13 protein-coding genes are annotated in these 12,612 nt (G+C 46.7%); 11 read left to right on the top strand and 2 right to left on the bottom strand.

Annotated elements, in window-relative coordinates; all coding sequences use genetic code 11:
• The first annotated feature begins 53 nt into the window (after positions 1-53).
• Positions 54-944 (top strand): RsmB/NOP family class I SAM-dependent RNA methyltransferase, encoded by an 891-nt coding sequence (locus QJS83_RS12490; RefSeq protein ID WP_284605235.1) that lies wholly within the window; start codon positions 54-56, stop codon positions 942-944.
• A 147-nt stretch (positions 945-1,091) separates the two neighbouring features.
• Here the strand turns inward: QJS83_RS12490 and QJS83_RS12485 are convergent, their stop codons facing one another.
• A complete protein-coding gene (locus QJS83_RS12485) occupies positions 1,092-1,361 on the bottom strand; it encodes a DNA-dependent DNA polymerase (RefSeq protein WP_284605233.1) in 270 nt (89 codons plus the stop codon).
• Positions 1,362-1,443: 82 nt separating this feature from the next.
• On the opposite strand from QJS83_RS12485, the gene QJS83_RS12480 reads away from it, so the two are divergent.
• From QJS83_RS12480 to QJS83_RS12435, 10 genes are all read left to right on the top strand, one after another.
• Positions 1,444-2,706 (top strand): DUF814 domain-containing protein, encoded by a 1,263-nt coding sequence (locus tag QJS83_RS12480; RefSeq protein ID WP_284605232.1) that lies wholly within the window; start codon positions 1,444-1,446, stop codon positions 2,704-2,706.
• Between the two features lie 64 nt (positions 2,707-2,770).
• Entirely contained in the window at positions 2,771-3,715 is a 945-nt protein-coding gene (locus tag QJS83_RS12475) for an ABC transporter ATP-binding protein (RefSeq protein WP_284605231.1), read from the top strand.
• Complete coding sequence (locus QJS83_RS12470) at positions 3,712-4,485, top strand: ABC transporter permease (protein ID WP_284605230.1); 774 nt, start codon at positions 3,712-3,714, stop codon at positions 4,483-4,485. The genes QJS83_RS12475 and QJS83_RS12470 overlap by 4 nt, the downstream gene beginning before the upstream one ends.
• Positions 4,485-6,023: a GldG family protein gene (locus QJS83_RS12465; protein WP_284605229.1), complete on the top strand. Its 1,539-nt coding sequence runs from the start codon at positions 4,485-4,487 to the stop codon at positions 6,021-6,023. Before QJS83_RS12470 ends, QJS83_RS12465 begins: the two co-directional genes overlap by 1 nt.
• On the top strand, positions 6,023-7,012 hold the full coding sequence (locus QJS83_RS12460) for a DUF4340 domain-containing protein (RefSeq protein ID WP_284605227.1): 990 nt from the start codon (positions 6,023-6,025) through the stop codon (positions 7,010-7,012). Before QJS83_RS12465 ends, QJS83_RS12460 begins: the two co-directional genes overlap by 1 nt.
• Entirely contained in the window at positions 7,012-8,004 is a 993-nt protein-coding gene (locus QJS83_RS12455) for a GHMP family kinase ATP-binding protein (protein ID WP_284605226.1), read from the top strand. Before QJS83_RS12460 ends, QJS83_RS12455 begins: the two co-directional genes overlap by 1 nt.
• Positions 7,950-8,888, top strand: a complete 939-nt coding sequence (locus tag QJS83_RS12450; protein WP_284605225.1) for a DUF429 domain-containing protein — start codon at positions 7,950-7,952, stop codon at positions 8,886-8,888. Before QJS83_RS12455 ends, QJS83_RS12450 begins: the two co-directional genes overlap by 55 nt.
• A 39-nt stretch (positions 8,889-8,927) precedes the next feature.
• Complete coding sequence (locus QJS83_RS12445; RefSeq protein WP_284605224.1) at positions 8,928-9,617, top strand: DUF4336 domain-containing protein; 690 nt, start codon at positions 8,928-8,930, stop codon at positions 9,615-9,617.
• A gap of 117 nt (positions 9,618-9,734) precedes the next feature.
• Positions 9,735-10,799 (top strand): PepSY-associated TM helix domain-containing protein, encoded by a 1,065-nt coding sequence (locus QJS83_RS12440; protein ID WP_284605223.1) that lies wholly within the window; start codon positions 9,735-9,737, stop codon positions 10,797-10,799.
• A 66-nt stretch (positions 10,800-10,865) separates the two neighbouring features.
• A complete protein-coding gene (locus QJS83_RS12435) occupies positions 10,866-11,687 on the top strand; it encodes a class I SAM-dependent methyltransferase (RefSeq protein ID WP_284605222.1) in 822 nt (273 codons plus the stop codon).
• On the opposite strand, the gene QJS83_RS12430 is transcribed toward QJS83_RS12435, so the two are convergent.
• The gene (locus tag QJS83_RS12430) at positions 11,684-12,610 is read right to left on the bottom strand and encodes a magnesium transporter CorA family protein (RefSeq protein ID WP_284605221.1); all 927 of its coding nucleotides are present in this window, start codon (positions 12,608-12,610) and stop codon (positions 11,684-11,686) included. The genes QJS83_RS12435 and QJS83_RS12430 overlap by 4 nt on opposite strands.
• Between the last annotated feature and the right edge of the window lie 2 nt (positions 12,611-12,612).

The raw sequence follows: 12,612 nt of genomic DNA, 5'->3' as shown, positions 1-12,612 counted from the left end.
TTGAATGTCGAGCCAGAGTGGATTGTCACTTTGGTTTGTGGTAGTTTGTTTTCATGATTTCTGAATCGCACCCATTTTATAAGCATTTCGAGAAAGTTTATGGCGCCCGTTGGCCGGCTCTTTATGCGGCTTTGCTGAAGCCCGAGCAGCAAGTGGCTCGGCGTAATAATCTTAGTCCTGTTGAAAATCTCTCTGCGAAAAAATGGAGTGTTCTTCCCGAGAAGCCGGAATTGCCGGGATGTTTTTGGATTCCTGTTGGCGAATCCTGTCAACCCGAGCGCAATGCTGACGAGCTTTTGGATTCCTATATTATGGATCCGGCCAGTGTCATGGTGGCGCGCGCTTTGGAAGTGCAGTCAGGCGATCGAGTTTTAGATATGTGCGCGGCTCCCGGTGGTAAAAGTCTTGTGATGATTGAAAGCCTTGCGGAAGACGGCGAGATTTTTTGCAATGACTTGTCCCCTGAGCGCCGTGAGCGTCTTAAAAAAGTGATTCAACAATATGTTCCTCGCGACATACGTGATCGCGTGTGGGTGACCGGTAGAGACGGTGTGCAGTTTGGTTTGAAAGAGCCTGACAGCTTTGACCGAATTCTGCTCGATGCTCCTTGCTCGGGCGAGCGCCATATTCTTGAAAACAAAGCGGCTCAGGATGAGTGGAGTCCGCGACGAACGGAACATCTTGCGACTCGACAGTATTCTCTGCTCAGTGCCGCTCTTTTGGCTGTGAAAGAGGGCGGGCGTATCGTGTATTCGACATGCTCGATCAGTCCTGATGAAAATGATGGGGTTATCAAAAAACTTCTTAAAAAGAAAAAAGACGGCGTGAGACTTCTTGAAGCGCCTTTAGGTGTCGGCGGCGAAAGAACTGAGTATGGCGTCGCTTATCTGCCGGATCAGAGTGGCTTTGGTCCATTGTACTTTGCCGTGATTGAGAAATGCTAGAAAGCAGCTAACAGACTTGCAATTACCTCTGCGGAAGGAAGTCCTTTTAAAATAAAAACTTCAGGGGAGGTAAAGTATGAGATCCGCTTTGGCTATCTTGATTTTTGCTTTGGCAACAAGCTTGGTGATCGTGTCCCAAGCCCGATTTTAATTGTCGTTGGGTTGGCGGAATTTGTGGCGGCGGTATTCTTCGAGGGTGAGGAAACCGTACGTTTTTTTGCGGTAGATTTCGATTGTTTCGGCTTCAATATCGCTGAGCACGTCTTCCATAAAGTCGACCGGGATGTTTCCTGACTTCATCAGTTGCAGGGTGTAGATGTGCACCACTTTGCGGATGAAGTCCGGAGTTTTCTCACGCATGTTTGTGGTTTCTTGCAACTGGGTCTCAACGATCTTAATTAGCAAATCTGTATTCATACCTTCCAACTATCGGATTTCTTTTTACGAACCTGAGCATCACCCGTAGAAATTTGGTCCAAAGAATGACAGACTGGGTCTTATGAAAGCATTGTCCCAGCAGGAAGTTCAGCACATTGTCGGTTACTTCGCTCCAATCTTAGACGGAGCGCAGTTGCAGGATGTTTTGGTCAATGACCGAGGTCTGGCTTTGGGATTTCACACAGACCGCCATTATTGGATGGTCCTGGACCTTGTGCCGAACACGCCTATGATGCTCGTCTTCGAAGAAACCTGCCCTTTTAAAAAAGGGCCTAAGACCAAACCCGTCAGTCTTTTTCTGAATTCGCACGGGCGGGATTTGTTTTTGACGTCATTGACGGTGAAAGAAGAATGGGGCCGCGTGATCCACATGCAGTTGAAAAATTCGCAAACAGAGTGCGAAGTGGAAATCCGTCTTATCCCCAAGCAGGCAAATCTTCTGGTAAAAGCGCACGGCAAACAAGTCGCGTGGGAAAAGCCGTTGGAGTTAATGCCGCCTCCGTTTGTGGAAAATCCCCCACCACCGCGCACGCTCGAGGAAATTCATGAAGAGTGGCTGAACGAGCAATCGTCAGGAAGAAAGTCGTCTCTCGATCCCGTGGCGCAATGGGAAAAGCAGAAACAAAAAGACCTCGAGAAAAAGCGCAAAGCTCTGGGGGAGATTCAAAAACAAATCGAGAGCGACAAGGATCAACAGTGGTCCGAGGCGGGGCAGTATCTGAAAACTCATGGAACTTTGCAGGTGCCAGAGCATTTAAAAAGTTTCGTCAGTGCGGAGCAATCTTTAAGCTGGAATATTGAAAATACGTTTTCCAAAGCCAAACAGATGGCGGCAAAAAAGGACGGCGCGCGCGAGCGTCTGGAAACTTTGCGTGAAGAAATTCTGCGGCTGGAAAAAACAAAATACTCTGAGAAAGCGGCCAAGCCCGCCCTCGTCGACTTAATGCAAAAGGCGGAGGCGCGAGGACGCAAACTGCATTTAAGCTCCGGCGCCCTGGCATATTGTGGGAAGTCCGCGGCGGATAACCTTGCGCTTTTACGTCAGGCGAAGGCTTGGGATTATTGGCTGCATCTTCGCGATTATCCGGGGGCGCATGCCATTATTCATCGCCAAAGGGATCAACTCATTTCCGATCAGGAGATTCAAGAGGTCAGCGAGTGGGTTGCCAGGGAGTCTTTATCTTCCAAGTCGTTGATGGTGGGACAAAAAGTCGCCGTGGTCATTGTTGAGTGTCGATTTGTTCGTCCGATCAAGGGGGATAAGTTAGGACGCGTAACCTATCATTCGGAGAAGACACTCAGTTTTACCTTGCGTCATTCTTAAGCGATCTTGACTGACAACATGTTGGGTCTAAAATTTTCTTTTATCAACTAGAGGAGATTCACCCATGATTGAAGTCAGAGATCTCACCAAAGACTATGGCCCAAGACGGGCTATTAACAAACTTAATTTCTCTATTGCGAAGGGGGATGTGGTTGGTTTTCTTGGTCCCAATGGTGCGGGAAAATCAACGACGATGAAAATCATCACGGGCTTCATGGCGCCAAGCCATGGCACGGCATCCGTCGCTGGATTTGATGTTTTTGAAAATCCCCTGGAAGTAAAAAAACGTATCGGCTATCTGCCGGAGATTCCCCCGGTTTATGGCGACATGTACGTGCGCGACTACCTTCGCTATGTGGCAGCTCTAAAACAAGTGCCTAAAGCGAACATCGAAAAGTCCGTCGACAATGCGATCGAGAAAACCAACCTCGGCGACGTGCAAAAGCGTTTGATTCATCATCTCTCGAAAGGTTTCAAACAGCGTGTGGGGATCGCCCAGGCAATTGTTTCCGATCCGGAAGTTCTTATTCTTGACGAGCCGACAGTGGGTCTCGATCCAAAACAAGTCGCGGAGATCCGCGAGTTGATCAAGGCATTGAAGGGTCAACACACAATCATTCTTTCCACACATATTCTTCCTGAAGTGGAAGCGACGTGTGAAAAAGTCATCATCATCAACAAAGGCCAGATCGTTGCGGAAGACAGTATTCATAACTTGTCGACAATGGAAAAAGGTCAAACCCGTTTGCACGTGCGTTTGCGCAAAGACGTCGACGATATGAAAAATGTGATTGGCGATATTCGCGAGGTCACAGGGATGTCTTTCGGTGCTTCCCGCAAAGAGTGGGATATTGATCTGACGGGTGGTGAAGACGTGATTGATACAATCTCATCACGTCTAGTGACCAAAGGTTTTGGTCTGCTGGAGTTGAGCCCTGCGAAGCAGGATCTTGAAGACGTGTTCTTGAAATTGACTTACGGACAAACAGAAAAGGGAGGTGAAGCATGAGCGGCATTCTCACCATTTTTAGAAAAGAACTAAAAGGCTTTTATCTTAATCCGACTTTTTGGGTTATTTGTTTTCTTATGAGTTTGGTTTTCAGCTGGGTGTATCCGATTCAGTTGAATCTGTTCTCGCAACTTTTGATGAACTACGTGATGCAACAGGGAGTTCCGCAAAATCAATTGAACATTCATTACGGTGTGTTCTTAAGACAGCTTTCGTATTTGAATCTGCTTTTGATCTTTGTTGTTCCGGCGTTGACGATGAAACTTTTTGCGGAAGAAAAGAAATTGCGCACGTTTGATCTTCTTTTGACCTCTCCTGTGACGTCGACACAGATCGTGCTCGGTAAATATTTTGCGGCATTAGGGGCTGTGGCGGGGATCGTCTTTTTGGCGTTGTTGTATCCTTTAGCAACGTCGACAATGGCGACAGTCAATTGGGCGCCTTTGTTCATCGCGTTCTTCGGCATCTTCTTAGTTGGTGCGGTTTATGCGGCGATGGATTTGTTTTCGTCGTCTTTAACTGAAAACAGCATTGCGGCGTACGTGACTTCTGTCATGTTCAACGTGGCTGTTTGGTTTATCGGTATCGGTGCGGAAGTGGTCGATACTGAAAAAGGTCGTAAGATCTTCGAACATGTTTCATTAAGCAGTCATCTTTCCAGTCTGGTGGAGGGAACTGTGCGCACGAATGGCGTGATCTTCTTCCTCAGCCTTATTGTTTTGTTCTGCTTCCTTGCAGAACGTGTTGTTGAATCATCCCGTTGGAGATAATGATGAGCAAACTAGGTAAAATTTCATTTGTCTTTGCTGGTGTTTCTCTGGTGTCTATGTCGATCATTCGCTATATCGTCGGCGAGTGGGTGCCTTTTTGTTGGCTGGCGCTCGGTATGGCCGTGTTCTTTACGGTTTTGGGTTTGATCAAAGACCGCGCTTTCTTTAAAGAATTTTTTACGATGAAAACGACGAAAGAGGGAATGAGCATGGGTGTGCTGATTCTTCTTATGCTCGCAGTTTTGATTATCGTGAATTACCTGGGCGCGAAGAATCTGAAAACGTGGGACTTTTCTTCGGCAAAAGCGAATACTTTGTCAGAGCAGTCTATCAAGCTTGTCAAAGCTTTGGATTCGGATTTGAAAGTTCTCTTTTTCTATAAAAAGGGTGTTGAAGGCAACGAAGAAAACCGCCGTCTGTTCCGCGAATTGATTAAGAAATATCAAGATCAAAGTTCCAAAGTGCAGCTGGATTTCGTTGAAGTGAACGAGCGCCCTGACTTAGCAAAAGAGTACGGTGTGGATAAAGGCAGCGGCGTTGTCTTTTTGGATTACAAGGGCCGTCGCAACCGTATTGAAAGAATCGACGAACAAGAATTCACAAGTGCCTTGGTCAAAGTGACGCGTGAGAAAAATAAAACGATCTACTTTACAATCGGTCACGGCGAAAAAGATCTGAAAGACGCGCGTGAAGGTTTGGGTTTGGGTTCTTTGAAGCTTATGCTTGAAAACAACCGTTACACGGTGAAAGAGCTTCCACTCATCCAGAATCCCAAAATTCCTACTGACGCCGATGTAATCGTCATTGCGGGTCCGATTCAGAATTTCCAGGATTTTGAAATCACGGCTCTTGAAAACTACATCAAGGGCGGCGGCAGTGTATTCTTTGCGATTGAGTCACAAAATTCTGCAGGCTTAGAAAAACTGATCGCGAAACTCGGTGTGGTGTTAGAGAACAATTACATTCTCAATATCGTCGATACCGTTATGGGCCGTGGTATTAACCAAGGGCCGACCATGGGCGCGGTATTTTCGGGCACGAATAAAATCACCAAAGTTTTTGGTCGTAGTGAAGTGACTCTCTTCCGTTATCCGCAGGCGCTGAAGCGCGGTCAGGTGCCAGAAGGCATTATCGTGGATGACATTGTGAAGACGACACCGGATGCGATGGCGTTTAACAGCATGCAAATCCGTGGCGAGGGCCCTGAAGGCAGTTATACTTTAGTAACTGAAGTGAGCGGAAAATGGGGGAACGACGCCAACGCCAAAGACTTTACGGCGATCGTCGCCGGCGACGTCGACTTCCTGACGAATCAAATGCTGTATCAAAACTTGAACCGTGATTTGGTTTTGAATTCCATCGCTGCATTGGCGAAAGAAGAAAATCTTATCAGCATCACTCCGAAAGAACCACAAGCGACGCAGATGCTGATGACAGAGACAAAGTTCAGCGTGTTCCTCTTTGCGTTCATCATCCCATTGCCTTTGCTTCTTTTAGGAACAAGCATTGGACTTTGGATTAGAAGGAGAAATGCCTAATGAAACTCAAAGGACGTTCGATCTTGGTTTTGGCTCTGCTTTTGTTTGGCGGCTATGCCTATTATGATTACGTCCGCGAGCAAAAGGCGGCGGATAAGGATATGAACGAAGCGCGCCTGTTGACGGTGAACTTCGAGCAGGTCGATACCTTCGAAGTGCAAAAAGGCGATCAGAAGATCGTTTTAAAACGCAACGTCGATGGATGGGAGCTTGTCGAGCCAATCAAAGATCTGGCTGACAACAATGCCGCTGACGATTTCGTTAAAAACGCCGTTCCGGAACGTATTATTGAAGTGGCTCGTGAAGGAAAAGACGTGGATTGGTCTCTCTATGGTTTGGATAAACCTCTTGGCAAGATCACTTTCAAAACGACTTCCGGAGAACAAAACGTTTTCGAAATATCTGAAAAAAGAAATTTCGAAGAAAATGTTTTCGCCCGCAGAGACGGTGGCGACAAAGTTTTGGTTCTGAATTCAGCGTGGCAAAGCCGAGTCAACAGAACGGTTAATGATTTCCGTGACCGTCGTTTCTTGCGTAATAAAATTGCCAGCGTCGACGAAATTAAGTTGAAAAATGCCAAGGGTACGGTGGAAGTAAAACGTGTTGACGGCAAATGGGTTGCAAATAAGAAAGACGTCACCTTGGATCAAAACAAGGTGCGTGAGTTGTTGACTGCGATTGCCGACGCGAAAGGTGCGGAAGTCATCGACAATAAAAATGCCGTGCCCGTTTTAAAAGAGCTCTTTACGTTGAGCTTGAAAATCGCCGATAAAACTTGGAAAGCGGAAGTCGGTCAGGCGAAAGATCTTTTGATTTTTGCGAAGATTTCCGAATATCCGTTCTATCTGAAAATGGAAGCGGGAGCTTTGGATAAAATGATTGCGCTGACTCTTGAGGATTTGAAAGAGGCTCCGCCGCAACAAAAGAAACCGTCTATTGGAATTGATGAAGAACAAGCCATGATGGCTGATCAGAAAGATAAAAAGTAATGCAGAAAATTGTAGTGAAATCACCGACGCGGGTGGATTTGGCCGGAGGCACATTGGACTTGTGGCCTCTTTATCTCTTTATCAACGGAGCTTCAACGGTCAATGTTGCGATAGATATTTACACGACGGCGGAAATCACGCCGCATGACGATTCGACGATCGTTCTTGAATCCGCAGATTTGAAAATGAAAAAGGCGTACACGAATTTGGTGGATGCTCTTTCGGACAACGATCCAAAGATGATTTTGCTGCAAACGCAATTACGCTACTGGATGCCGCAAAAGGGTTTCACACTTAAAACTTCCTCTGACAGTCCTGTAGGCGGAGGTCTAGGTGGCAGTTCCAGTTTGACTATCAGTTTGATGAAAGCTTTTTCGCAATTCTGTGGACGTCCTTTTAAAGATATTCACCAGATGGTTCATGCCGCTCATAATATTGAAGCGGAAATTTTGAATACGCCGACGGGCACGCAAGATTATTACCCTGCGGCCTCTGGCGGACTGAATATCCTTCGTTATGGATATGACGGAATCGCGCAAGACGTGGTGCCTGTAAGTCACACGCCTCTTGCGGAGAAATTCATGCTTGTCTATACGGGGAAGGCACATCATTCGGGGTTGAACAACTTTGAAGTTATGAAAGATTCCGTGATCAAGGACGCGACCACTTTAAAAGCGTTGCGTGACCTCAAAGTTATCGCGATTGAAACAGAGCATGCCGTTCGTGCCGGAAATTGGAAAGAACTTGGCACGCTTTTTAAACGCGAATTTGAGGCCCGTGTACGTTTGGCACCGGAATTTTCCAGTCCTGAGATTTACAAGCTCGCGGAAGTCTCTTTGCAGAACGGGGCTGAGGCTGTTAAAATTTGTGGAGCTGGAGGCGGTGGGTGTGTTCTTGTTTGGTGTCCTCCCGAGAAACGTGAAGGAGTGGCCAACGCATGCCGAAAGTCCGGCTTTCAGGTGATGGACGCAAAACCCGTCGATCCTCTGTAAAAACAAAGACGAAAAGAGCGGTGGTTCCTGCGGGAGCCTCCGCCGAGACGTCGCATGCCGGAGTGGTTCATCGTTTTATCGGCATCTCCTTAAGCGGCGGAAAATCCGACAAAGCCTGTGTTGCTGTTCTCGAATATTATCCCAAGCACAAAAAAGTTTTTCTTTCCCGTCTTGTTGAAAAAATCAAAAGTGATGAAGTGCACTCTGCCGATTTCAAGATTCACGAAATCATCGCCCAGTATCATGGCGACGTGGATTTGATCGCTTTTGACGTTCCCTTTCGTTTGCCGAATTGTCTGACTTGTCCTAAAGGGTGTCCGGGCATTGAGGCCTGCAAAGAGCCGCACGTGCAGTGGATGTGGGAGTACACACGCAAACTTCATAAAAAGAAAAAACCGCGCAAGCTCTTTACTCCCTACACGCAGCGCTGTGTGGAAATGTATCTTTCTTCAGAGCTGGAAGAGCCTTTCAATATGCAACATGCGATGGGCGCGAACGTCGCCCCTTTATTGGCGCGCGCGATGTTCTTGCGTCGTCGCCTGGAAACTCCTTGTGTGGAAGTTTTCCCGAAGCTTTCCGTATGGAGAATCGGTCGTTCTTTGGGTGTGATGAAAAGTCACCTGCGTTTTCATAAACATTCCATCGGCGGCGACGAAAGCCGTCGTGAGATCTTGCAGGCGCTGAGCACGCACAACGTGGCTTTTGTGTACGATCAGGACGTGAAGTTGATGATCGAAAACAATCATGCTTTTGAAGCGTTTGTTTGTGCCTTCACGGCTTTTCTTAAATACAAGAATCTTACGGAACCTCGACCTGAGGGTTTTCCGGGGAACGAAGACTGGATCGAGTTTCCTAAGTCCTCGATTAATTGGAATAGCTTCTAAGCTCTTTTTGTGTAAACATATATACAATTAAAGGGTTCTATGAAACTCAAGAGTGTGGCTGAAGGCGTATGGACAGCGAGTTGCATGGTGCGAATTCCGGGTGGATTTCGTCTGCCCACGCGCATGACCGTGTTACGTTTAAGTCCCGGTCAGTTAATGGTGATTTCGCCGATCAAAGTGACGCCTCAGATTGAAAATGAGATTCGAGAATTAGGCCGAGTTCGCTACATCGTCGCTCCGAACTGCATGCATCACTTGTTCTTCAACGATTTTGTCGAGCTTTTCCCGGAAGCAGAACGGTGGGGCCCTCGCGATTTGCGCCACAAAAGAACCGACATTATTCTTGCCGGTGTCATTGAGGAAGGGACTTCTTTGCCGTGGGAGCCTGAAGTGGCATCGGCAGTGATCAAGGCCAGTCCTCCGCTTTTTGAAGAGATCATTTTTTTTCATCATGAATCCCAAACACTGGTCGTAACGGATCTCTTTTACAATCTGCATAGATTTAATAACGGGATAGAGAAATTTTTTGCGCGACTGAACGGTGTTTATAAAAAATTGACGATGTCGCGAATTGGCCGCCGGTTTTTTTCAGATAAAAAATCTCTGCGTGCTGCTGCCGAGCGAGTGACCGTGTGGAAACCACAAACTCTGATTATGGCACACGGGAAAGTTCTCACATCCGAGGTTCCCTCCGAATTAGAGAAAGCCTTTACTCACGCTTTGAGATAAATTAGCAGACCCAACTACTCTCATTTTCCTTTCACTAGGTTGTCAGTTAGGTGCTGAAGTGCTCGCTGAGATTCCACAAAGATTGAATATGCTTTTGAATGTCTGTATCACACAGGCATGAAAAGACTTGTTCGCAAAACTATGTTGTGGGCCCATCGTTGGCTTGGATTGATTGTTGGATTTCATTTTGTTTTATTGGGTTTGAGCGGAAGCTATCTCGTTTATGCTGACGAAATAGAATCTGTTTTTAAACGTGACCTTAAAATCGCCTCGCAAAAAGGTGACTCAGTTCCTTTGGATAAAATCGTCGAATCTGCGAAAAACGGATTAGAAACAAATATCGATCCAATGCGCATTCTTATTGGCGATCGCGAAGCCCGCTACAATCACACGGTGATGTTCAATATTCCCAAAGGCGAAGAAAAACGCCGCTTCGTGCGTGCTTACGTAGATGCCGCGACTTTTGAATTCAAAGGCGCGGATGTTTATAAAGAAACTCTGACGGGATTTCTTTTCGTCTTTCATCACGATTTGTTTTCAGGTCCGACAGGACGAACGATCACGGCGGCCACGGGTGTTTTGTCACTGCTGATTCTTTTAGGAGGTCTTTATCTTTGGTGGCCTCACAAGGGTAAATCATGGAAACGGGCTCTTCGTTACAACAGACAGAGATCGTTTCTAGGTTTGAATCTTGAGCTGCACAAAGTGATCGGTTTTTACTCTTTGGTTTTGATGATTATTGTGACGTTTTCGGGGATTTATGTCGCGAGATCGGATTGGTTCTTTCCAAGAAAAACTCCGACGGCCGCGGCGCCGGGCCGAGAAGCCGGTGTTCCGCTGGAAACACTTTCATTTGCGCACGTTCAACCGGGTCTCAACGCCTTGTTCGCTGGGGACGAAGTCGAGCAGCTGCGTATTGATACGAAGACAGGGCTCCTGCAGGCGCGGGCTCGTAACGATGCCTTTGGAATTTCGGGCTGGGAGTGGAAACTGACAACCGGCGAACTTCTTGCGACAAAATACAAAAAAGATCGCAACTTTGAACAAAAATTCGGGGATCTGCAACGTTCATGGCATTTCGGGAATTTCTGGGGAGAATTAGGACGGTTCCTCATTTTTGTTTCAGGTCTTTTGCCATTGTTCTTTTGGGTCACGGGATTTTACGTTTGGCGTAAAAAGTAATCTGCTCTTGTGGAAAATCGGAATCGGTTGTTTAACTAACAATAGATCCCGAGCAAGGAGCTGACGATGTCCAAAACTCCAGATTTTCCTTACCTACACGGTTTCTCAAAAGACGAACAAGAGCGTCTGCGCAAGCAGGCGCGTTTCGGCGAACATACGGTGTACCAGAATATCAATTTTTCGGGTGTGCGCGATCTTTTGGAAGTGGGTTGCGGTGTCGGCGCACAAAGTGAGATTCTTCTGCGACGTTTTCCTGATCTGAATTTGACGGGGATTGATCGCAGTCCCAAGCAGCTGGCGGCGGCGGATCTGCGCCTTTCAAGTCTGCCATTCGCCGAAAAGCGTTTTACGTTGAAGGAAATGGATGCGACGGCAATGGAGTTTTCCGCGAATTCTTTTGACGGCGCATTTTTGTGTTGGATTCTAGAGCACGTTCCGGATCCTATTCGCGTTTTATCAGAGGTCCGTCGTGTTCTTCGTCCTGGCTCTGTGGTCTATGTCACAGAAGTGATGAATGCCTCGTTCTTTTTGGATCCGTATTCACCTAACGTGTGGAAATACTGGATGGCTTTTAACGAATACCAACTGCAACAAAAAGGCGATCCTTTTGTGGGAGCAAAACTTGGCAACTTCATGATGCAATTGGGATATCATGATATCAATACCGAAGTGAAAACCTGGTTCTTGGACAATCGATATCCGCAAGCGCGCAAGGACTGCGTAGAGTATTGGACCGAATTGTTATTAAGCGCGAGCGATCAATTGGTCGCGGCCCAGTGCGTGTCCGAAGACGTTGTGCAAGGAATGAAAGAAGAAATGGCGAAGGTCGCAAACGATCCCAACGCCGTCTTTTATTATTCCTTCATTCAGGCACGGGCGCGCACTTAGACCTCGTCTTTTTTTAACCAGCCTTTTTTGTAAATCCAGAAGGTGATCCCAAGAACCACGATCACCATCACTGCCAAAGTCATAAAGTAACCATAGGGCTGACTAAGTTCGGGCATGTACTCGAAGTTCATCCCGTAAATTCCCGCAATGAAATTCAATGGTAAAAAGAAAATTGAAAACACGGTGAGGACGCGCATCACTTCATTTGTCCTGAAGGAAGCTTCGTTGGTTTTTTGCGACATCAACGACAGGTGCAGATTTAATAGACCTGTGATTTCTTCTTGAATGCCGTCGGCATAGAATATCAGTTTATCCAAAGGCTCGCGGATTTGCCCGAGATCGCGCAGGGAAATGTCCACTTCTCCTTGAAGTTTTTGAAAGATATCCAAAGTGAATTTAAAGATCTTGCGATAGGAAGAGACTTTGCGCCGAATGACGTATCCCTCACGCAAAATACTTTTTCGTTTCAAAGCAAAGACTCTGGTTTCGATGACGTCCGTCTTTGCATCCAGGGCATCCAAAGGAGCATCAAAGCTTTTAATTGTTTGCAGGCAAAGGTGTTTCACCAAACCCACCAGAGTCATTTTTTCGAAAGCCACTTTTTCTTTTTTGTCGCTGACGCAGGGAAGTGGTTTGCGATGAATCGTAAGAACAAAATCTTTTCCGACAAATAACACAAGCTTCGTCGTGAGTTCTTGCATCGTTCCCGCGTTCGGCCGCGCTTGCAAGTCTTGATGACGTAAAATTAAGAATACACATTTGTCGAGAAACTCTGCATGCGGCAAGTGCTCCGGATCCAGACAAGAGGATAACACCTGTAAAGGAATAGGGAATTCGTTCGCGAGATGCATAAGATCTTCCTGCGAAGGAGCTTCACAGTCGATCCACTTAAAGTCTTGCCATTGATGTTCGAACCGTTTCATAT

It is taken from the genome of Bdellovibrio sp. 22V, assembly GCF_030169785.1.
Taxonomy (GTDB): domain Bacteria; phylum Bdellovibrionota; class Bdellovibrionia; order Bdellovibrionales; family Bdellovibrionaceae; genus Bdellovibrio.
Note: the sequence above shows the minus strand (reverse complement) of the source record. Positions and strands in the feature narration are given on the sequence as shown.

What these genes read in the sequence shown, in the direction of transcription:
- QJS83_RS12490 (WP_284605235.1), top strand. Translation starts at nt 54, where the DNA reads ATGATTTCTGAATCGCACCCATTTTATAAGCATTTCGAGAAAGTTTAT.
- QJS83_RS12485 (WP_284605233.1), bottom strand. Translation starts at nt 1,361, where the DNA reads ATGAATACAGATTTGCTAATTAAGATCGTTGAGACCCAGTTGCAAGAA.
- QJS83_RS12480 (WP_284605232.1), top strand. Translation starts at nt 1,444, where the DNA reads ATGAAAGCATTGTCCCAGCAGGAAGTTCAGCACATTGTCGGTTACTTC.
- QJS83_RS12475 (WP_284605231.1), top strand. Translation starts at nt 2,771, where the DNA reads ATGATTGAAGTCAGAGATCTCACCAAAGACTATGGCCCAAGACGGGCT.
- QJS83_RS12470 (WP_284605230.1), top strand. Translation starts at nt 3,712, where the DNA reads ATGAGCGGCATTCTCACCATTTTTAGAAAAGAACTAAAAGGCTTTTAT.
- QJS83_RS12465 (WP_284605229.1), top strand. Translation starts at nt 4,485, where the DNA reads ATGATGAGCAAACTAGGTAAAATTTCATTTGTCTTTGCTGGTGTTTCT.
- QJS83_RS12460 (WP_284605227.1), top strand. Translation starts at nt 6,023, where the DNA reads ATGAAACTCAAAGGACGTTCGATCTTGGTTTTGGCTCTGCTTTTGTTT.
- QJS83_RS12455 (WP_284605226.1), top strand. Translation starts at nt 7,012, where the DNA reads ATGCAGAAAATTGTAGTGAAATCACCGACGCGGGTGGATTTGGCCGGA.
- QJS83_RS12450 (WP_284605225.1), top strand. Translation starts at nt 7,950, where the DNA reads ATGCCGAAAGTCCGGCTTTCAGGTGATGGACGCAAAACCCGTCGATCC.
- QJS83_RS12445 (WP_284605224.1), top strand. Translation starts at nt 8,928, where the DNA reads ATGAAACTCAAGAGTGTGGCTGAAGGCGTATGGACAGCGAGTTGCATG.
- QJS83_RS12440 (WP_284605223.1), top strand. Translation starts at nt 9,735, where the DNA reads ATGAAAAGACTTGTTCGCAAAACTATGTTGTGGGCCCATCGTTGGCTT.
- QJS83_RS12435 (WP_284605222.1), top strand. Translation starts at nt 10,866, where the DNA reads ATGTCCAAAACTCCAGATTTTCCTTACCTACACGGTTTCTCAAAAGAC.
- QJS83_RS12430 (WP_284605221.1), bottom strand. Translation starts at nt 12,610, where the DNA reads ATGAAACGGTTCGAACATCAATGGCAAGACTTTAAGTGGATCGACTGT.